Raw genomic sequence first — 20,133 nt, 5'->3', positions numbered from 1 at the left:
GCTTCGCGCAAGCCGCCGCCGCTGCTGCTTGTCGGTGCGTTGACGGATAATTCGTGGCGCTGCCGGGACCGTCCCGGTCCGGTGCCCCGCGGCACCGCAGCCCCAAGGGGGACACATGCGTTTTACCGGCCGGGTCTCCGGCGTCCTGTCAACCGCCCTACTGGCCGCGGGACTCGTGGCCGCCCCGCCGGCCGACGCGGCGCCCGCCGCGCCATGCTCGGGCGGCCGGGTGCTGAACGTGGTCGCCCACCACGACGACGACCTGCTCTTCCTGACCCCGGACCTGATCAACGACCTGGCGAACCCAGACGTCTGCGTGCGGACCCTGTTCCTGGTCGGCTCGTACTACAGCCGGGACGGTGTCGCGCCGCATCCGACGGACGCCGACAAGTACGCGTACATGGAAAGCCGCGAGGTCGGCGACCGCCAGGCCTACCAGGCGGCCGCCGGCATCCCTGGCGACTGGCAGCACGCGCCCTACTCGGCGGCGGGCGTGCAGGCGACGACGTGGTCGCTCGGTGACCGGGTCTCCACGGTCGAGCTGCGCGTGCCGGACGCCGCCGCGTCCAACGACGCCGGCACGATGTACAAGGGCCAGCTGTGGGCGCTGTACGCGGACAACCAGGAGGCGTGGCCCATCCCGGGGGCGGACGCGCCGGTGCAGCAGCGGCTGAACCGCGAGCAGGTCCTCGCCTTCGTCCAGGGCGTCATCGACGACTACCAGCCGACCGTGATCAACACCGAAGATCCGTCGGCGGACCACCAGAAGAGCTCCATGGACGGGAACTTCCACGCCGACCACGTCGCAGCGACCAGGCTCCTGGTCGGTGCCCTGAACCGGCGCGGCGGGGCGTGGCCGCGCGTCACGTACTACCGGGACTATCTGGCCCGGGAGTCGGCCCCCAACCTGGACGGGGCAACGCAGGCCCGCAAGCAGCAGATCTTCGAGGCCTACTGCCCGTACGACGACGAGATCTACCGCAGCGGCTCCTGCCAACCGGACTACGTCGACTGGTACCAGCGCCAGTACTACGCCGACTCACCGTGGCGTGGCTACTACCTGTGGCCGATGTCCTACGGCTTCGAGGACCCGAAGCTCGACCAGCGCTACCGCGTCGTGAACCGCGCCACCGGCCTCTACCTCGACGTCTCCGGCTCCTCGACCGCTGACCAGGCGCCCCTGGTCGGCTTCACCCCCACCGGCAACCCGAACCAGGCCTTCACCTTCAAGGCCGCCCTGGGCGGCTGGAATCTGCGCCCGGTGCACAGCAACCAGTGCCTGGACGTGACCGGGTCGAGCACCACTGCCGGCACCCCCCTGATCCAGTTCCACTGCACCGCCGTCACCATCAACCCCGTCGACGTGGCGCAGATGTTCAGCCCCAACCAGGCCTTCCGCATCCGCGGCGACCACACCAACGGCTACACCATCACGAACGCCAATTCCGGACTCGCCCTCACCTCTCCCGCCCAGACGGGGGGAGCGGTCACCCAGGCACCTACCGCCGGCACCCCCGACCAGCTATGGGATCTCGTCCCGGCCTGATCCGCGCCACCACCCGGCCCCGTCGCTGCTGTAGGCCGGTGGCAGACAGCGGTCGGTGACCGGTGATCTCCGGCGCAGGCCCCGTCCGTCCTTCAGGGCCTCGGAGTTCCCACTCTCTGACTCCACGGAGCAAGTAGCCGGCGGGCAGCTTACGAGCGCTGCTCCGCGAGCTTGCTGACGTGCCGGAAGATCGCCGGTCGGGTGGCTCCGAACTCCTCGGCGATCTGCTGGACGGGGCCCGTCGCTCTCCCCCGTCAACGTGCCACGCGACGCGGTAAGCGATGGCCAGACGGTTCGCCAGCCGCTGGTTCGTGTAGGCCTTGTCCGATGCGTCCGTCGACAGGTAGAGGCTGATACTGGCGACGATCACAGCGGCGGCCCTCCGCAGGCCGCCACCGGCCCGCTGCTATCGCGTGAGCTCCTGGCGGACCGTCGCGACGACCTCGGGGTCCAGGTTCCCCACGCCCTCGTCGAGGAGCCACCGTTCCAGGGCTCGCCCAGGGTCCCGCAGGCGGCGCAGCGACCCGTCCGGGTTGCGCATGGTCACCAGCCCGCCCAGGGGCGTTTCAAAGTCCCGGTGATCGTGTGAGTCCGCAGGTCGCGGTGGAACGAGGAGTTCGGGCCAGGCCGTCACGAACGCAACGAAGCTCCGGTTGAGCGGGGTGACCTTCCCAAGTCGCCTCGTACCACCGGAACTTCGATGTGTCGTCAGTCTGCCACCGTCTGCCTGTTCAAGTCGCCCGCTCTGGAGGGTGTGGCGGGATTGTCGCTGGTGGAGCGGTTGCGGCTGTTGCCCGATCCACGTCGGCGTCGAGGGGTGCGTCACCCGTTCGTGGCGGTGCTGCTGGTTGCCGCCTCGGCGGTGGTCGCCGGCGCACGCTCGTATGCGGCCATCGGCCAGTGGTCCGCGAACGCGCCGCAGCATGCCCTGGCCCGGCTGGGTGCCCGGGTCGTGGGGGCGTTGAGCGTGCGCGTCGCACCGAGTGCCGCCACGATTCGGCGGGTGGTCGGCCTGGTCTGCCCCGGCGGCCTGGCCGATCTGACCGGCGCTGATCCTGCCGGCTCGGACTCGGTGGCGATCGATGGCAAGGCCGCCCGCGGCTCCCGGCACGGCCAGACGCCCGCCGCCCACCTGCTGGCCGCGATGACCAGCGACGGCCGAACCGTCACCCAGCTTCGGGTCCCCGACAAAACCAATGAGATCACCTGTTTCACCGCGCTACTTGTGCCCTTCGACTTGAGGGGGGTCACGGTCACGGCCGACGCCCTGCACACCCAGCGCGCCCACGCGCGGTTCCTGGTGGAGGAGAAGAAGGCGCACTACCTGTTGGTGGTCAAGGCCAACCAGCCCGAACTGCACCGCCGGCTGCGATCGCTGCCGTGGAAGGACGTCACCGCGCGCCGCTACGACCGCGAGATCGGCCATGGCCGCCGGGAAACCCGGGTGACCAGAGCCCTCACCGTGACCGACCTCGGCCTGGACTTCCCCCACGCCGCCCAGGCCGTACGCATCCTGCGCCACCGCACCGACCTCACGACCGGCACCGTTACCCGCCAGACCGTCTACGCGATCACGGACCTGACCTCACATCAGGCATCGCCCCAGCGGCTCGGCCGGCTGGCCAGGTCGCAGTGGACCATCGAGAACCGGCTGCACTTCGTCCGCGACACCACCTTCGCCGAGGACGCCTCGAAGATCCACACCGGCCACGGCCCCGAAAACATGTCGACCCTGCGCAACCTGGCGATCAACGCGCTCCGCGCCGCCGGACACCGCAACATCGCGGCCGGCATCCGGCACGCCTCCTACGAGCCCTTCACCCGCCCGCTCGACCTACTGGGCATCGCCTGACCAGTGCGACTACAAGATCACAGGACTTTGCAACGGCCCTGGGGGTTCCGCACGGCGCAATCGGGGAGGCGGCAACGCTCGATCGGCTCCAACGGGGCGGATATACGGATATCACTCCGCAGGTGCGATTCATCAACAGCAATGGTGATGTCTTCATCGCAGACTTCATCGCGCGAGACACCAACGGCAACTGGGTTGCCGTTGAATCCAAGGCGGGCGGGGCGACGGTGACCGATAACCAAGCAGTCGGATATCCGGAGCTTGCCCGTAGTGGGGCGGTTCTCGATACGAGCAAACTTGAGCAGTATGGTATTAAGCAGGGCACTACGATGAAAATGCCCGTCTCGATCGACCATTGGCAGTGCGGCGTATGTAATCCATGATGCATAATGTGCCCGGGGCGGTTCGGCGCTCCGGGCACATTATCTACGGCTCTCCTGTGCGAGTCCTGGCGGGTGCGGCACAATGAGGGTCATGGCTACCAATGAGCAGGGGCGTTCGGCGGCACGGATCGCCGAACGGCTGATCGGGCTGGAAGGCCCCAAGGAAGTCTTTCTGGCCGCCGGCGAGTGGATGGGCTATCGGTTGGAGTCAGACGGCTTCCGCTGGCTCAACGGTCGAACTAGCTTGGAGCGTCGCCTTGATGGTCGACTTGAGCGCATGCGACTAGAAGCCAGTCGCTGGAACAGGGCTGGCAGTCTGATCGAGTTCAGCATCGTAGGCTTGGAGGTCTTCGATGAAGAACTCCAAGCATGGAGAGGGTCGAACGCGGACCGCACGGTCGAACGTCCAGGGTCCATGGCGGGAATTGTCTGCGCCACCAGCTTCCTTGATATCTCTCGGGAGCCCAAGGCGATCATCACGCTTCCTGCCGGCAGGCTCGTGGCCGTCGATAGGCTGTATGAGCATGCAAAAGAGGTCGCGTTGCCATGGTTCAGATCCTCTGAGATTCCTGAGGGTCTGGCCTCAGCCGTGCCGGACGCGCTCCTTCGCCCCACCGGCTTCGCGCAGGATCTGCTGGAGCTCCTCGTCAGCCGAGGTCTCGCAGAGGAAGCGCGGGCGCTGATTCGGCGAGTCCTTGAGCTCGGAGAACCACATCGCGAATCATTCTCTGAAGGTCGCAATCTCGCTAACAAGGGCGAGCGTCCTCTCTGGCATTCGCCGCAGGCCCTGGGGTGGAGTAGCGAGATACTGGGGCTGATTTGAGCTCAGGCGACTTATATAGAATGAAATATGCATAGGGGCGCTCCAGAGGTCCCACCGGAGCTATTCCGGTGGGACCTCTGGAGCGTCTGACGGCAGTAGTTGACCGCAACGTCAGCGGACGAGTGCGGCACGAGGTGGTGGGTCGTTGCCGTTGTCGGGCTTGATCGTGGTCTCGGTGAGATTGCTGAGAGCGTGTCCGAGCAGGTCGATGGCGTCGCGTTGGAGGCGGAGCCGGACGTGGGCGTACACCGTCACGGTGGCGCCGATGCGAGCGCGGCCGAGGAGTTCCTTGACGTCCTTTTCGAGAGCAGGGTCGCGGTGGTACGCCGAAGATCCCGGAACCGGATTGCAGTGGGCTGGTCCTGCGGAGGAGCAGGGTCCTGGTCCACCACGGCACGGATGTGGCCCTGGTCGAAAGCCGGACGGACACTACCCGCGGCTACACTGATCATCGGCGCGGGGGCGCTGCTCCGGAGGTTCCGTACCGTGACCGCCCGCGGCCGACCCGGCGGGCCAGCCGCCCGCCTCGCCCACGCCGGACTCCGGCAGTACCCTCATCACCCAGGACAGCCTGAGTCGTCTCCTCGCCCGAGAGAAGTCCCAGGGGGAGCGTGCCGCCGTCAAGTGGCCCGTCGCCGACCTGGGCTTCGCCGACGCCTCCGCCCTGTCCACGTGGGTCGAGGTGCAGCGCACCGCTGAGCAGGCCTCGCTGTCAGAGGTTGAGCGCCGCCGAGCAGCGCGAGCGAGCAGCGGCACAGCGTGAGGCGGAGGCGTTCGCGCGCCTGCGTGCTGCCGTCCGGCAGACCGCACTCGCCCGGCTGGGGGCCAACGGCGACGACCTCGCCGATGCCGAACGGCTCCTCGACCTTCCCGACGACGCCGACGAGCAGGCCGTCGACGCCGCGGCCGCCGTCCTCAAGGAGCGCCGCCCCGAGCTGTTCGGCCTGGCCGCGCCCAGTACGCCGCCGCCCGCGCCGGGCGGATCGCCCGCCGGCGGGCCGCCGCCGCGCGGCCAGGCCCCCGTCACGCCCGGCTCCGCAGGCCTGGACATGGCCCGCCACCGCGGGTTCCTGCCCGCCGGCTGACCCGGCAGCAGCCCGGGACCCCCGGGGGACCACGCCCCCTCTTGCGCGTGGACAGCACCACCGTGCGGTGAGTGCCCGAAGCCCACCGCCCACCCGACCCCCGAGGAGGGACCGCCTTGACCGTTCAGCCGATCTCCCCGTCGGCGTCGTACACCGCCGACCGCAGCCGGCTCGGCTCCCTGCACGGCATCGACTCCACCGAGACCATCACCCTCGACATCACCAAGTTCACCGCCGGCACTCACTACCAGGCGTCCACCGACCCCATCCAGCCGTACAGCCGCGTCCTGTCCGGCGTCCCCGTCGCCCGGATCACCGCGTCCGACTTGGCCGCGACGGACGGCCGCCAGCGGCTGGCCGGCCTGGTCTTCGCCGACGCCGTGTTCTCGCCCGGCCAGACCAAGGTCGCCGCCGCGATGCTGTGGCTCGGCGTCGTGCGCGCCGCGACGGCGCCCGGCGGCATCGACCCCGCCAAGGTCACGCCGACCAGCGCTGGCCCGCTGATCCGCTGCATCTGAACGGCGGCTGAGCTGTGACCATCCAGGACCTGCCGACCACCGTCAGCGCCAACGACCTGACCACGTTCGCCCGTTCACTCCCGCCCCCAACTACTTCCTGCTCACGCAGAGCCTCTTTCCTACGGTCGGTCGTCGCCCCCGAGGTGGAGTAACACATCTGGCAGAACCCGCTACGTCAACGTCGTCATGTACCGCGCCTACGACGCCAGGGTGCCACTCGTCGAGCGCCAGGCCTGGCATAGCCCAGATCCCCATCCACCACATACCTCGCCCTTCCGGTATCCCGTGGCCGCCCGGACGCGAACCGCTGCCCGGGCCACGCCGGGTTCCTGCCTCAGTGCACGGAGCCCGGCGTGAACGCCGGGGCCGGGGGGCGCAGGATCGGGATGCCGGTTTGGGTGGGGCTGCACGTGATGACCCGGCCGGCCGGGTCATGGGCGCAGGTTCGGTACGGGTCGGGTTGCTGCGGCTGCGTGCAGTCGGTGCAGGGCACGGGCGGGATGGTGTGGGGGTCCTGCGCGGCCGGGGGCTTCGGGTCCTGGGCCTTCGGCTTCGGGGTGGGGGTGTCGGCCGTCCTGGGGTGTGCCGGGGTGCTCGTCGGCTTCTTGGCGGCGGGGGCCGGGGCGCTGCTCGTGGGCTCGGCCGTCGGCGTGGCCGTCTCCGTCGCGGACGGCTGAGGCGACGGCGGCACCTCGGTCGGACTCGGCGTCGGCGTGGCCATCGCAGTCGCAGTCGCAGTCGGGACAGCGGCCGGGCTCGCACTCGCGGTCGCCACGGCCGTCGGCGGCACGCCGTCCGCACCGGACAGCGCCCACACCGACCCGCCGACGAGCAGCAGCGCCACCGCAGCGGCAGCCGGAATCACCAACCGGGGCCGCCGGAACCACTGCCCCGCGCCCTCGTCCACCTCGGCCAACGCCCGCTCCCCCGCCCGGCGCCGCGCCCTTCGCGCAGCGAACCGGGCCGATCGTAGCGGCGGGCGGAGGCCGTCATCGACACCCCGGAACTCCCGCACCCGCGCGCAGGAAGCCGACCCGTCCGACTTCCTGCGCAGCAGACCCCGCCTCGGAGGTGAGATTCGACGACCACCGGGTGGTCATCACCGCTACCGGCCGCGATTTCGGGCGCACCTTGGCCATTCGTCTCGCGGACCACATCGACGTGTTGATCAACAACGGCTCCCGCTACTCGAAGGCCCGGAGCTCGGTTCCGCCTCCGATGCCGACATCGTCGACACAATCGCCTCCGGTGCCACCGGCACCGTCCTGACCGTGAAGAACTTCCTCCCCGCCTGCTCAACTCGGACAAGCCGGACGTAGTGACCATGGTCTCCGCCTGCGGAACCGCGGGGCACCACCGGTCGGACGCGCACGACGCCTTCTACGCGGCCAAGAACGCCCAGGCAGGGTCGTCGACATCCTCTCCAAGCGCCTGCGGCCCCAGGGGGTTCGGGTGATCTCCCTCTACCCTCCCGACTTCGACGACCCCGACCCCCTCGCCAAGGAGTGGGAGACCACACCACGCGAGGCCGAGGACGCCCTCACCGCACAGTCATCAAGGCGTTCCATTTCGAACAGGTCTGAAGCGGGATCTCCCCCCGACGATGCACCGTGAACCTGCGAAAGTCGGACCCATGCACTACTTCATACGTCGGATGACGAGCACGGAGTACCGGGAACTCCGGGCGATCAGGCTGGAGGCGCTGCGCGATTCGCCCACAGCGTTCAGTTCCTCCTACGAGGACACCGCCGCCCTCCCCGACGACGTCTGGCAGCAGCAGGCCGCCGTCGAGGCCTCCTCCGAGGAGTCCGCCACCTTCATCGCCGCCGACGAAGCCGGGAACTGGGTCGGGATCGCCGGCGTCGGTCCCCTCCCGGACGTCCCGGATCACGTCCACGTCCACTCGGTCTACGTGTCCCCCGAGCACCGCGGGCCCGCCGGCCCCGCCGCCGACCTGATGATGGCCGGCATCCGCCACGCCCAAGTCAGTACCGACGTACGGTGGTTGACCCTGGGCGTGCACGAGCGCAACGGGCGGGGGCTGGCGTTCTACCGGCGGCTCGGCTTCGAGCCCACCGGCAAGGTGGTCCCCTACGGCCTCAACCCGTCCGAGAAGCTCCTCATCCTGGGCTACCCGGACTTCCGGGGCCGCTCCCGCTCCTCGGCCCAGCCGTAGGCAGGAGGCCGTTCAACGCCGCCGGGTTCAGCGCGTGCGGTGGGCCCGGACACTGCACGTGCCCGGGCCCACCGAAAGCGCGTCAGTGCGCCGCCGCCTCCCAGTTGGCGCCGATGCCGACGGAGACGTCGAGCGGGGCGCGCAGCGGGTAGGCGCCGGCCATCTGCTCGCGGACGATCGCCTCGACCCGCTCGCACTCGCCCGGGGCCAGCTCCAGCACGATTTCGTCGTGCACCTGGAGCAGCATCCGGGAGGTGAGGCCGGCCGCGCGCAGCGCCTCGTCCACCCGGAGCATGGCGATCTTGACGATGTCGGCAGCCGAGCCCTGGATCGGGGCGTTGAGGGCCATCCGCTCGGCCATCTCGCGGCGCTGGCGGTTGTCGCTGTTGAGGTCCGGCAGGTAGCGGCGGCGGCCGAGCAGGGTCTCGGTGTAGCCGGTGGCGCGGGCCTCGTCGACGACCCGGCGCAGGTAGTCGCGCACGCCGCCGAAGCGCTCGAAGTAGGTGTCCATCAGGCCCTGCGCCTCGGCCGGCTTGATGCCGAGCTGCTGTGCGAGCCCGTACGCGGACAGGCCGTAGGCGAGGCCGTAGGACATGGCCTTGATCTTGCGGCGCATCTCGGCGTCCACCGCGGTGCCCGGGACCTCGAAGACCTGGGAGGCGACGGTGGTGTGCAGGTCCTCGCCGGAGGCGAAGGCCTCGATCAGCGCCTCGTCCTCGGAGAGGTGCGCCATGATGCGCAGTTCGATCTGCGAGTAGTCGGCGGTGAGCAGCGACTCGTAGCCCTCGCCGACCACGAAGGCGCGGCGGATGGCGCGGCCCTCCTCGGTGCGGACGGGGATGTTCTGCAGGTTCGGGTCCTGCGAGGAGAGCCGGCCGGTGGCGGCCACCATCTGGTTGAAGGTGGTGTGGATGCGGCCCTTGGGCGAGACGGTCTTGAGCAGGCCCTCGACGGTGGTGCGCAGCTTGGCCTGGTCGCGGTGGCGCAGCAGGATGACCGGCAGTTCGTTGTCGGTCTGGGTGGCGAGCCAGGTGAGCGCGTCGGCGTCGGTGGTGTAGCCGGTCTTGATCTTCTTGGTCTTGGGGAGGGCGAGCTCGCCGAAGAGGATCTCCTGGAGCTGCTTGGGCGAGCCGAGGTTGAACTCGTGCCCGGCGGCGGCGTGCGCCTCCTCGACCACGCGCTGGATCTCGGCGGCGAACTGGTTCTCCAGGCTGGTGAGCCAGGGGCGGTCGGCGGCGATGCCGTAGCGCTCCATGCGGGCGAGCAGCGCGGCGATCGGCAGCTCCATGTCGCGCATCAGCTCGGTGGCGCCGACCTCGGCGAGGCGGGTGTCGAAGAGCGCGGCGAGGTCGAGGACGGCGCGGGCCTGGAGCATGAGCGCCTGGGCGCCGGCGGCCGGGTCTTCCTCGGGGGCGTCGAAGGCGAGCTGGCCGCTCTCGGTGGCGGGGGCCGGGGTGAGCGAGCGGGCCAGGTACTCCTCGGCGAGCACCTCCAGGGTGAAGGTGCGGCGGCCGGGCTTCTCCAGGTAGGCGGCGAGGGCGGTGTCGGCGACGACGCCCTCGATGGTCCAGCCGCGCTCGGCGAAGGCGCGCATGACCTGCTTGGCGATGTGCAGGGCCTTGGGGGCGGCGGGGTCGGCGAGCCAGGCGGCGAAGGCGCGCTCGTCCTCCTCGGCGAGCTGCGCCGGGTCGAACCAGGCGGCCGACTCTCCGGCGGCCAGCGCCACTTCGGTGACCTCGCCGGCGCCGAGGGCCCACTGGTAGACGGCGGCGAGGGCGACGGTGGTCTTGCCGTCGGAGGCGTGCTCGCGCAGCCAGGCGGCGAGGGTGCCCGGGTCGGTGAGCAGTTCGCCGTCCACGTCGACGCCGGGGGCGAGTTCGGCCTCGGCGGCCTCCTCGCCGGCGGCCGGGTCGATGCCGAAGACGCGGTCGCGGAAGTTGGCGTTGCGGAACTCCAGCGACTCCATCAGGGTGCCGACGGCCTCCTTGTCGAACGGCGCGCGGGCCAGGTCGGCCACGCCGAGCGGGAGTTCGACGTCGCGGACGAGCTCGGTGAGGACGCGGTTGCGCTTGACGGAGTCGAGGTGCTCGCGCAGCTTCTCGCCGATCTTGCCCTTCACCTCGTCGGCGCGGGCGACGAGTTCGTCGAAGGAGCCGAACTGGTTGACCCACTTGGCGGCGGTCTTCTCGCCGACGCCGGGGATGCCGGGCAGGTTGTCCGACGGGTCGCCGCGCAGGGCGGCGAGGTCCGGGTACTGGCGCGGGGTGACGCCGTACTTCTCGGCGACCTTCTCCGGGGTGTAGCGGGTGAGTTCGGAGACGCCCTTGGTCGGGTAGAGGACGGTGACGTGCTCGGTGACCAGTTGGAGCGAGTCCCGGTCGCCGGTGACGATGTCGACGTCGAAGCCGGCCGCCTCGGCGGCGGTGGCCAGGGTGGCGATGATGTCGTCGGCCTCGAAGCCCTCGACGGTCAGCCGCGGGACGTTCATCGCGTCGAGCAGTTCACCGATCAGGCCGATCTGGCTGCGGAACTCGTCCGGCGACTTGGCCCGGTTGGCCTTGTAGTCGGGGAACTCGACGGAGCGGAAGGTCTGGCGGGAGAGGTCGAAGGCGACCGCGATGTGGGTGGGCTGCTCGTCCCGGACGGTGTTGGCGAGCATCGAGGCGAAGCCGTACACCGCGTTGGTCGACTGGCCGGTGGAGGTGTTGAAGTTCTCCACGGGCAGGGCGTAGAAGGCCCGGTAGGCCATCGAGTGCCCGTCGAGGAGCATCAGCCGGGGCCGCGGGCCGGCCCTGCCGCCACCCGTCGCGTCCTTGTCCGTACTCTGCGTAGCCACGTCAACGTCCGTTCCTGCCGATTCCACTACCGGCCACCGATCCTATGGCCCGGCACCGACAAAAGGGGCGGCGGCGAAGGGGGGCCGCGCGGGCAGGGCGCGGGCGCGAGGGGCGGGGGCGCGCCGCCGGGCCGCCACGCCAGCCCCCCGAACGCGATCACTACCGCGGAGTAGGACGGTCGTACGATCACAGGCAGCACGATATGTGACCCCCGAGCGGCAGGAGTTCCCCCATGACCGACGCGGCCCCCGACGCGGCCCCCGTCCTGAAGGTCCCGCAGGACGTGCTGGACCACTTCGCCAAGCTCGGCGTCAGCCCGGAGACCTTCTCCGGCGGCCACCTCGGCGAGAAGCTCGGCATCCGGATCGTCGAGGCCTCCGGCGACCGGGTGGTCGGTACCATGCCGGTCGATGGCAACCAGCAGCCGTACGGCCTGCTGCACGGCGGCGCGTCAGCGGCCCTGGCCGAGACGCTGGGCTCGATCGGCGCGATGCTGCACGCCGGCCCCGGCCGGTACGCGGTCGGCGTGGACCTCAACGCCACCCACCACCGCTCGGCCACCTCCGGACTCGTCACCGGCGTCGCGACCGCCGTGTTCAAGGGGCGCACCGCCGCCACGTACGAGATCGCGATCACCGACGACACCGGCAAGCGGGTGACCAGCTGCCGGCTGACCTGCATGCTGCGCGACCTCTGACTAACGGCCCGTCGGCCGCCGCCGGTTGCGGTCAATACAACATCAAGTCCCCTTGCCGCCCCCCTGTTTGACCTTCCGCCGCCCTGGGCAGGCGTTGGTCCGGACAAGGGGGCGGCGGCATGTCCGGACGCGGGTGGGAGCCCTCCCCCGCTTGTAACGCTGTGTAACAACTAGGAAATCCAAGCATGTCGACAGCTCCGGAGCCCGCAGGCACCCCGGGGCCCTTTCGCAAGCGTCCGCTGTCCGGAATTCGGACGAGTACGCCCGTTCCCTGCACACCGGACGCGAGAGTCCGATTATCGGCGAGTCCAGCAGCAACCCACATTTCTGGCCCTTACATCGCCCTACCAGCGAGTAGACACCCGGCAGCGCCGGATCGGTCGAGCCGAAACGACCACATGCTGAGACAACTGCTACGTGTGCTCATAACAAGAGAATCACAGCCTCGCCACACCACTGCCCGAGCCGCCCCACGGCATCTAGAGTCACGGCCAGTCACCGCGCCACCGGATTGGGCCAGGCCCACCGCGCACCCCGGCTCCCGCCACTCAGGCGCGGCGCCTTCCTGAACCGAAGGGGACCCTCGTGCGTCATCGTTCTGCAATTGTCGTGAGCATTGCCGTGATCGGCGCCCTCAGCCTCAGCGCCTGCGGCTCCCGCGGAGGGAAGTCCAGCGACGGGGGCAACGGCGGCGGCTCCGCCACCACCGTCACCATCGGTATCGACGCCCCGCTCACCGGCGACCTCTCCGCCATCGGCATCGGCATCCGCAACTCCGTCGAGCTCGCGGTCAAGAAGGCCAACGAAGCGAACGAGGTCCCCGGCGTCAAGTTCCAGATCAAGGCCCTCGACGACACCGCCAAGCCCGGCCCCGGCCAGCAGAACGCCACCCAGCTGGTCGCCGACAACAGCGTCCTCGGCGTCGTCGGCCCCCTCAACTCCAGCGTCGCCCAGTCGATGCAGCAGATCTTCAACGACGCCAACCTCGTCGAGATCTCCCCCGCCAACACCGGCGTCGCCCTCAGCCAGGGCGAGAAGTGGGTCACCGGCGAGAAGAAGCGCCCCTTCAAGACCTACTTCCGCACCGCCACCACCGACGCCGTCCAGGGCCCCTTCGCCGCCCAGTACCTCGCCAAGGACGCCAAGAAGTCCAAGGTCTTCCTCATCGACGACCAGAAGACCTACGGCGCCGGCCTCGCCGCCACCTTCAAGGCCGAGTTCACCAAGCAGGGCGGCACCATCGTCGGCGAGGAGCACGTCAACCCCGACGACCGCGACTTCTCCGCCATCGTCACCAAGGTCAAGAGCTCCGGCGCCGAAGCCGTCTACTACGGCGGCGAGTACCCCGCCGCAGGCCCGCTCTCCCTCCAGCTCAAGGAAGCCGGCGCCAACATCCCCCTCATGGGCGGCGACGGCATGCAGAGCGCCGACTTCATCAAGCTCAACCCCAAGAGCGCCGGCGACCTCGCCACCGCCGTCGGCGGCCCCGTCGAACAGCTCCCCACCGCCGCCAAGTTCATCGCCGACTACAAGGCCGCCGGCTACAAGGACCCCTACGAGACCTACGGCGGCTACTCCTACGACAGCGGCTGGGCCATCATCGAGGCCGTCAAGAGCGTCGTCACCGCCAACAACGGCAAGCTCCCCTCCAACGCCCGCGCCGCCGTCGTCGACGCCGTCCAGAAGATCTCCTTCGACGGCGTGACCGGCAAGGTCTCCTTCGACGAGTTCGGCGACACCACCAACAAGCAGCTCACCGTCTACACCGTCAAGGACGGCAAGTGGGCCGTGGACAAGACCGGCACCTTCAGCGGCTGAGCCGCTTCAACGGCTGAGTCACTCAACGGCTGAGCCGCCGGCACCACCACCTCCTCTCCAGCAGCACAGCGCGCGGGGGCGCCACGAGTGCCCCCGCGCGCGCCCACATCCACCCCACGCGGACACCCCCGAACGCACAACGGAGGCCCAGCGGTGCACGACCTACCGCAGCAGCTGGCCAACGGCCTGATCCTCGGCGCCCTCTACGGGCTCGTCGCGATCGGCTACACGATGGTCTACGGCATCGTCCAGCTCATCAACTTCGCCCACGGCGAGATCGTCATGGTCGGCGGCTTCGGCGCCCTGACCGCCTACCTCGCCCTCCCCGGCGGCACCACCCTGTGGCTGGCCCTGCCGCTGATGCTGATCGCCGGCATCCTGGTCTCCACCCTCACCGCCGTCGCCGCCGAGCGCTTCGCCTACCGGCCCCTGCGCAACGCCCCCCGACTCGCCCCCCTCATCACCGCGATCGGGCTCTCCATCCTCCTCCAGCAACTCGTCTTCTCCTTCTACCCCGACGCCAAGAAGGCCCGCGTCTTCCCCAAGATCCCCGGCGACCCCTTCAGCCTCGGCTCCGTCACCATCCAGCGCAGCGACATCTTCCTGATCATCGCCGCCCCCCTCTGCATGCTCGCCCTCGGCTGGTTCGTCACCCGCACCCGCTCCGGCCGCGCCATGCAGGCCACCAGCCAGGACCCCGACACCGCCAAGCTCATGGGCATCGACACCGACCGCATCATCGTCATGGCCTTCGCCATCGGCGCCGCGTTCGCCGCCGTCGCCGCCGTCGCCTACGGCCTGCGCAGCGGCCAGGTCGACTTCCGGATGGGCTTCCTCCTCGGCCTCAAGGCCTTCACCGCCGCCGTCCTCGGCGGCATCGGCAACATCTACGGCGCCATGCTCGGCGGCGTCGCCCTCGGCCTCGCCGAAAGCCTCGCCACCGGCTACATCCAGCACCTCCCCGGCATGTCCCTCTTCGGAGGCGGCGCCTGGAAGGACGTCTGGGCCTTCGTACTCCTCATCCTCGTGCTCCTCGTCCGGCCCCAAGGCCTGCTCGGCGAGCGCGTCGCGGACAGGGCGTGACCACCATGACCACCACCAGCACCGAAACCACCCCGGTCATCCCCCTGCCGGCCCGCGCCGCCGCAGCCCTCACCGGCCTCGGCGCCCTCGCCACCGCCGCCTCCGCCGGCCTCTCCTGGACCTGGACCTCCGACTTCCCCGGCGACCTCACCTACACCGGCTCCCCCGCCGGCCTCCAATGGCTCGCCCTCACCGCAGGACTCCTCACCCTCGTCCTGCTCCTCGCCGCCCACGGCACCCCCGGCCTACACTGGGCCGCCCCCACCCGCAGCCACAACGCCGTCCTCCTCGCCGCCACCGGCGCCCTCGCCGTCAGCCTCTACTCCGTCACCGCCATCTCCGCCGAACTCGGCGGCCTCGCCAACCTCGAACCCGGCGGCTGGATCCTCGGCGCCGGCGGCATCCTCACCGTCCTCGGCGCCCTCGGCCTCCCCCTCGACCGACGCACCCACGTCCCCCTCCGCATCCTCGACCGGCGCCTCTTCCTCCTCGTCCCCGCCGCCCCCATCGGCTGGTTCGCCGCCCACGCCATCCCCGGCGACAAGCCCGTCGCCCCCGTCATGACCGCCCTCGCCGGCGCCCTCGCCATCGCCGCCGGCGCTGTCCTGCTCATCCAGCTCGGCCACCTCGCCAACACCTGGCTGCGCCTCGGCACCGTCGAACGGCCCCTCCCCGCGCCGCGCCAACTCCCCTCCTGGGTCGAGGTGCTGCTCATCGTCGCCGCCTTCGGCCTCGGCCTCTTCGCGATCACCTTCGGCATCGACACCGAGTACGGCGAACTCTTCACCGGCTACCTGCTGCTCGCCGCCCCCGTCGTCGCCGCCCTCGCCAAGTCCGGCCTCATCGCCCGGCTGCGCGCACTCACCGTCAAGTACCGCCCGGTCACCACCGGCGCCGCCTTCGCCGCCGCCGCCAGCTTCCCGTTCACCCAGACCAGCGACCAGTACACCTCGGTCGCCACCAACATCCTGATCTTCGCCACCGTCGCCCTCGGCCTCAACATCGTCGTCGGCCTCGCCGGCCTGCTCGACCTCGGGTACGTCGCCTTCCTCGGCGTCGGCGCCTACGCCGCCGCCCTGGTCTCCGGCTCCCCCGCCTCGCCCATCCACGTCCAGTTCCCGTTCTGGGCCGCGATGCTCACCGGCGCCGCCGTCTCCATGGTCTTCGGCGTCCTCATCGGCGCCCCCACCCTGCGGCTGCGCGGCGACTACCTCGCCATCGTCACCCTCGGGTTCGGCGAGATCTTCCGCATCACCATGCTCAACCTCAACGGCACCACCGGCCCCAAGATCACCAACGGCTCCAACGGCATCCCGCGGATCCCCGACCTGCAGATCTTCGGCTTCGACCTCGGCAAGCCCCACACCGTCGCCGGCATCGAACTCGGCCGCTTCTCCAACTACTACCTGCTGATGCTCCTCGTCACCGCCCTGGTCGTCCTCGTCTTCGCCCGGGTCGGCAACTCCCGCATCGGCCGCGCCTGGGTCGCCATCCGCGAGGACGAGACCGCCGCCGAGGCCATGGGCATCAACGGCTTCCGCCTCAAGCTCCTCGCCTTCGCCCTCGGCGCCTGCCTCGCCGGCCTCGCCGGCACCGTCCAGGCCCACGTCAGCTACACCGTCACCCCCGACCAGTACACCTTCGCCGAGGCCCTGCCGCCCAACTCCGCCTTCCTGCTCGCCGCCGTCATCCTCGGCGGCATGGGCACCATCAGTGGGCCCCTCGCCGGCGCCACCCTCCTCTTCCTCATCCCCAAGAAGCTCGAATTCCTCTCCGACTACCAGCTCCTCGCCTTCGGCGCCGCCCTCATCGTCCTCATGCGCGTCCGCCCCGAAGGCCTCATCCCCAACCGGCGGCAGCAACTGGAATTCCACGAAGCCGCCATCCCGGCCCAGCCCACCGGCGAGCCGACCGCACTCACCAAGGCAGGGGCGTGACCGACCCAATGAGCACTGCTGCAACGCCCCTGCTCGACGTCACCGGCGTCACCATGCGCTTCGGCGGCCTCACCGCCGTCAACGACGTCTCCCTCACCGTCGGCGAAGGCGAGATCATCGGCCTCATCGGCCCCAACGGCGCCGGCAAGACCACCTTCTTCAACTGCCTCACCGGCCTCTACGTCCCCACCGAGGGCCAGGTCCGCTACCGCGGCACCGTCCTGCCGCCCAAACCCCACCTCGTCACCCAGGCCGGCATCGCCCGCACCTTCCAGAACATCCGGCTCTTCGCCAACATGACCGTCCTGGAGAACGTCCTCGTCGGCCGCCACACCCGCACCAAGGAAGGCATCTTCTCCGCCATCCTCCGCGGCCCCGGCTACCACCGCGCCGAAGCCGAGAGCCGCGAACGCGCCATGGAACTCCTCGCCTTCACCGGCCTCGCCGGGAAGGCCGACCACCTCGCCCGCAACCTCCCCTACGGCGAACAGCGCAAGCTCGAAATCGCCCGCGCCCTCGCCTCCGACCCCGGGCTGCTGCTCCTCGACGAACCCACCGCCGGCATGAACCCCCAGGAGACCCGGGCCGCCGAGGAACTCGTCTTCGCCATCCGCGACAAGGGCATCTCCATCCTCGTCATCGAGCACGACATGCGGTTCATCTTCAACCTCTGCGACCGCACCGCCGTCCTCGTCCAGGGCCAGAAGATCGTCGAAGGCGACCGCGAGACCGTCCAGAACGACGAACGCGTCATCACCGCCTACCTCGGCGCCCCGCTCGAAGGCACCACCCCCGCAGTCGCGGAGACCGTTACGGAGACCGACCAGTGACCGCACTCCTCGAGGTCGAGGACCTCCGCGTCGCCTACGGCAAGATCGAAGCCGTCAAGGGCATCAGCTTCACCGTCAACCAGGGCGAGGTCACCACCCTCATCGGCACCAACGGCGCCGGCAAGACCACCACCCTGCGCACCCTGTCGGGCCTGTTGAAGCCCACCGCCGGGCGGATCACCTTCGACGGCCAGGACCTCTCCACCGTCCCCGCCCACAAGATCGTCTCCCTCGGCCTCGCCCACTCCCCCGAAGGCCGCCACATCTTCCCGCGCATGACCATCGAGGAGAACCTCCTGCTGGGGGCCTTCCTCCGGTCGGATGCCGCAGGCATCGCAGCGGACGTGGAACGGGCGTACGGGCTCTTCCCGATCCTTGGCGAGCGCAGGAAGCAGGCGGCCGGCACCCTCTCCGGCGGCGAACAACAGATGCTGGCCATGGGCCGGGCGCTGATGTCCCAGCCCAAGCTGCTCATGCTCGACGAGCCGTCCATGGGCCTGTCGCCGCTGATGATGCAGAAGATCATGGCGACGATCGTCGAGCTGAAGGCCGGCGGCACGACGATCCTGCTCGTCGAACAGAACGCCCAGGCGGCGCTGTCCCTGTCCGACCAGGGCTACGTGATGGAGACCGGCCGCATCGTGCTGACCGGCACGGGCGCGGACCTGCTGCACGACGAGTCCGTGCGGAAGGCCTACCTCGGCGAGGACTGAGCCCGAGCAGCACTGAGGGCCCCGTCCGGGGGGACGGGGCCCTCAGCCTTGCCTGCCCTACTCCCCCTTGGCCTCTTCCGCCTTCTTGCGGTCCTGGGCCTCGCCCTCCTCGATGACCGCCTCGGCCACGGCGGCCATCGTCATCCGACGGTCCATCGACGTCTTCTGGATCCACCGGAAAGCGGCAGGCTCGTTCAGCCCGAACTTCGTCTGCAGCACACTCTTCGCCCGGTCCACCAGCTTCCGGGTCTCCAGTCGCTGGGAGAGATCCGCGATCTCCTCCTCCAGCGTGCGCATCTCGGTGTACCGCGACACCGCCATCTCGATGGCGGGAACGAGGTCCGACTTGCTGAACGGCTTCACGATGTACGCCATCGCACCCGCGTCCCGGGCCCGGTCCACCAGCTCCCGCTGCGAGAACGCGGTGAGCATCAGAACGGGCGCCAGGTGCTTCTCGTGGATCTGCTCGGCCGCCGACAACCCGTCCAGCACCGGCATCTTCACATCGAGGATCGCCAGGTCAGGCCGAAGGTCCTCGACCAGCCGCACCGCCGTCTCCCCGTCCCCGGCCTCGCCGACGACCGTGTAACCCTCCTCTTCGAGCATCTCCTTGAGATCGAGACGGATCAGCGCCTCGTCCTCGGCGATCACAATCCGCGTGATCTGGGGCATATCGGTCTCAAGCGGCTGTGCCTGCTCGTCGGCGGTGCTCACGGGGCTCCTCGTTCCGGCGGGGTACTGCATGCACGAGGGTACCTAGACACGGTATGTTTGATGCACGGCACGGAGGCGGCAACCTTCGAATCGTAGGCCCCGATAGCCCAATTGGCAGTAGGCAATGGTCTCAAACACCATACAGTGTGGGTTCGAATCCCACTCGGGGCACTTTTCCTTCGAATCGGAGGAATCCAACGGCCAGGCGGCCATTGTCGATCTTCGCCCACCCGAGTGAAGATCCGAGCATTCGCCAGACCCGCCCGGAAACTTCGCACACGCTCGGTCACATGTACGACCGATCTGTGCGTGAGCAAGCTGTCTTCCTCCTCCGCAGCGGTGTCGGCACTGCCGAGACTGCCCGCCGACTGGCCATCCCCCGTGACACGGTCTCCTGGTGGAAGCATCAGGATCTCGCCAAGCGCGGCGAACTTCCCGGCCGCAAGCGCTCCCCGTGCATGCATTGCTACGGCGACGACCTGAACCGCCCCGCGTACTCATACCTGCTCGGGCTCCACCTCGGCGATGGCCACATCAGCCATCCCAAGCAGCACCGAACCTCCAGCCTGTTCATAACCTGTGACGACAAGTGGCCCGGAATCATGGATGCCGTTGAGGCGGCCATCCGGCAGGTCCTGCCCACTCTCACACCCTGCCGCGTGCGGCGGCCCGGCGCCCATAACGTGAAGGTGTATTCAAGTCACCTGGCCTGCTACTTCCCCCAGCACGGCCCGGGGAAGAAGCACGAGCGCACCATCGCCCTGGCGCCTTGGCAGCAGGAGATCGTCGACGCCCACCCCTGGGAGTTCCTGCGCGGCCTGATCCACTCCGACGGCTGCCGCATCACCAACTGGACGACTCGCACGGTCAGCGGCGTCAAGAAGCGCTACGAGTACCCGCGTTACTTCTTCACCAATACGTCTACCGACATCATCGGCCTCTTCACCGCGACTCTCGACGCCGTCGGCGTCGCGTGGAAGGCCTCGATCCCCCGCCCCACCGGCCAGGTCAACATCTCCATCGCCCGCAACGACTCAGTCGCCCTCATGGACGCCCACATCGGCCCCAAGTACTGACGGTGGCGCAGCCCCTCCCCGGAGGGGCTGCGCCACCCGAAACCC

The 20,133-nt window shown here is 69.5% G+C and carries 19 protein-coding genes, 1 tRNA gene and 1 pseudogene; 16 read left to right on the top strand and 5 right to left on the bottom strand.

Annotated elements, in window-relative coordinates; all coding sequences use genetic code 11:
- Positions 1-115: 115 nt before the first annotated feature.
- A complete protein-coding gene (locus KV557_RS20770) occupies positions 116-1,546 on the top strand; it encodes an RICIN domain-containing protein (protein WP_218202390.1) in 1,431 nt (476 codons plus the stop codon).
- A gap of 406 nt (positions 1,547-1,952) precedes the next feature.
- Here KV557_RS20770 and KV557_RS20765 read toward each other — a convergent pair whose 3' ends face one another.
- Positions 1,953-2,093 (bottom strand): hypothetical protein, encoded by a 141-nt coding sequence (locus tag KV557_RS20765; protein ID WP_218202388.1) that lies wholly within the window; start codon positions 2,091-2,093, stop codon positions 1,953-1,955.
- Between the two features lie 153 nt (positions 2,094-2,246).
- On the opposite strand from KV557_RS20765, the gene KV557_RS20760 reads away from it, so the two are divergent.
- The 3 genes from KV557_RS20760 to KV557_RS20750 all read left to right on the top strand — a co-directional run bounded on the left by KV557_RS20760 (position 2,247) and on the right by KV557_RS20750 (position 4,604).
- Entirely contained in the window at positions 2,247-3,398 is a 1,152-nt protein-coding gene (locus tag KV557_RS20760; RefSeq protein ID WP_256177717.1) for an ISAs1 family transposase, read from the top strand.
- A gap of 122 nt (positions 3,399-3,520) precedes the next feature.
- The gene (locus KV557_RS20755; protein WP_218202386.1) at positions 3,521-3,781 is read left to right on the top strand and encodes a hypothetical protein; all 261 of its coding nucleotides are present in this window, start codon (positions 3,521-3,523) and stop codon (positions 3,779-3,781) included.
- A 91-nt stretch (positions 3,782-3,872) separates the two neighbouring features.
- Entirely contained in the window at positions 3,873-4,604 is a 732-nt protein-coding gene (locus KV557_RS20750) for a hypothetical protein (RefSeq protein WP_218202385.1), read from the top strand.
- A gap of 111 nt (positions 4,605-4,715) precedes the next feature.
- On the opposite strand, the gene KV557_RS20745 is transcribed toward KV557_RS20750, so the two are convergent.
- A complete protein-coding gene (locus KV557_RS20745) occupies positions 4,716-4,859 on the bottom strand; it encodes a hypothetical protein (protein WP_218202383.1) in 144 nt (47 codons plus the stop codon).
- Between the two features lie 464 nt (positions 4,860-5,323).
- Between KV557_RS20745 and KV557_RS20740 the strand changes: the two genes are divergently transcribed.
- Together KV557_RS20740 and KV557_RS20735 are read left to right on the top strand one after the other, a co-directional pair.
- Positions 5,324-5,689, top strand: coding sequence for a hypothetical protein (locus tag KV557_RS20740; RefSeq protein ID WP_218202381.1), 366 nt, complete (start codon positions 5,324-5,326; stop codon positions 5,687-5,689).
- Positions 5,690-5,805: 116 nt separating this feature from the next.
- Positions 5,806-6,207, top strand: a complete 402-nt coding sequence (locus tag KV557_RS20735) for a head decoration protein (protein ID WP_218202379.1) — start codon at positions 5,806-5,808, stop codon at positions 6,205-6,207.
- A 334-nt stretch (positions 6,208-6,541) separates the two neighbouring features.
- On the opposite strand, the gene KV557_RS20730 is transcribed toward KV557_RS20735, so the two are convergent.
- Complete coding sequence (locus tag KV557_RS20730; RefSeq protein ID WP_218202377.1) at positions 6,542-7,123, bottom strand: hypothetical protein; 582 nt, start codon at positions 7,121-7,123, stop codon at positions 6,542-6,544.
- A gap of 155 nt (positions 7,124-7,278) precedes the next feature.
- On the opposite strand from KV557_RS20730, the pseudogene KV557_RS42805 reads away from it, so the two are divergent.
- Positions 7,279-7,761, top strand: a pseudogene (locus KV557_RS42805) (SDR family NAD(P)-dependent oxidoreductase); the annotation flags it as partial.
- Between the two features lie 100 nt (positions 7,762-7,861).
- Positions 7,862-8,383, top strand: coding sequence for a GNAT family N-acetyltransferase (locus KV557_RS20725; RefSeq protein ID WP_218202375.1), 522 nt, complete (start codon positions 7,862-7,864; stop codon positions 8,381-8,383).
- Positions 8,384-8,465: 82 nt separating this feature from the next.
- On the opposite strand, the gene polA is transcribed toward KV557_RS20725, so the two are convergent.
- A complete protein-coding gene (polA, locus tag KV557_RS20720) occupies positions 8,466-11,153 on the bottom strand; it encodes a DNA polymerase I (RefSeq protein ID WP_218202497.1) in 2,688 nt (895 codons plus the stop codon).
- Between the two features lie 299 nt (positions 11,154-11,452).
- On the opposite strand from polA, the gene KV557_RS20715 reads away from it, so the two are divergent.
- The 6 genes from KV557_RS20715 (at position 11,453) to KV557_RS20690 (ending at position 18,298) form a co-directional block, all read left to right on the top strand.
- A complete protein-coding gene (locus tag KV557_RS20715) occupies positions 11,453-11,917 on the top strand; it encodes a PaaI family thioesterase (protein ID WP_218202373.1) in 465 nt (154 codons plus the stop codon).
- A 585-nt stretch (positions 11,918-12,502) separates the two neighbouring features.
- On the top strand, positions 12,503-13,735 hold the full coding sequence (locus tag KV557_RS20710) for a branched-chain amino acid ABC transporter substrate-binding protein (RefSeq protein ID WP_218202372.1): 1,233 nt from the start codon (positions 12,503-12,505) through the stop codon (positions 13,733-13,735).
- Positions 13,736-13,888: 153 nt separating this feature from the next.
- A complete protein-coding gene (locus KV557_RS20705) occupies positions 13,889-14,818 on the top strand; it encodes a branched-chain amino acid ABC transporter permease (RefSeq protein WP_218202369.1) in 930 nt (309 codons plus the stop codon).
- A gap of 5 nt (positions 14,819-14,823) precedes the next feature.
- Positions 14,824-16,755: a branched-chain amino acid ABC transporter permease gene (locus KV557_RS20700; RefSeq protein WP_218202368.1), complete on the top strand. Its 1,932-nt coding sequence runs from the start codon at positions 14,824-14,826 to the stop codon at positions 16,753-16,755.
- A gap of 8 nt (positions 16,756-16,763) precedes the next feature.
- The gene (locus KV557_RS20695; protein WP_218202365.1) at positions 16,764-17,585 is read left to right on the top strand and encodes an ABC transporter ATP-binding protein; all 822 of its coding nucleotides are present in this window, start codon (positions 16,764-16,766) and stop codon (positions 17,583-17,585) included.
- Positions 17,582-18,298 (top strand): ABC transporter ATP-binding protein, encoded by a 717-nt coding sequence (locus tag KV557_RS20690; RefSeq protein ID WP_218202363.1) that lies wholly within the window; start codon positions 17,582-17,584, stop codon positions 18,296-18,298. Before KV557_RS20695 ends, KV557_RS20690 begins: the two co-directional genes overlap by 4 nt.
- Before the next feature lie 57 nt (positions 18,299-18,355).
- Here KV557_RS20690 and KV557_RS20685 read toward each other — a convergent pair whose 3' ends face one another.
- Positions 18,356-19,042, bottom strand: coding sequence for an ANTAR domain-containing response regulator (locus tag KV557_RS20685; RefSeq protein ID WP_374106655.1), 687 nt, complete (start codon positions 19,040-19,042; stop codon positions 18,356-18,358).
- A 66-nt stretch (positions 19,043-19,108) separates the two neighbouring features.
- Between KV557_RS20685 and KV557_RS20680 the strand changes: the two genes are divergently transcribed.
- Positions 19,109-19,183, top strand: a tRNA-Leu gene (locus tag KV557_RS20680).
- 119 nt (positions 19,184-19,302) lie between these two features.
- Positions 19,303-20,088 (top strand): helix-turn-helix domain-containing protein, encoded by a 786-nt coding sequence (locus KV557_RS20675; protein WP_218202362.1) that lies wholly within the window; start codon positions 19,303-19,305, stop codon positions 20,086-20,088.
- Positions 20,089-20,133: the final 45 nt, after the last annotated feature.

It is taken from the genome of Kitasatospora aureofaciens (assembly GCF_019192735.1).
GTDB lineage: Bacteria > Actinomycetota > Actinomycetes > Streptomycetales > Streptomycetaceae > Kitasatospora > Kitasatospora aureofaciens_A.
The sequence above is the reverse complement of the archived record's forward strand: the minus strand, read 5'-3'. Positions and strand labels throughout refer to the sequence as shown.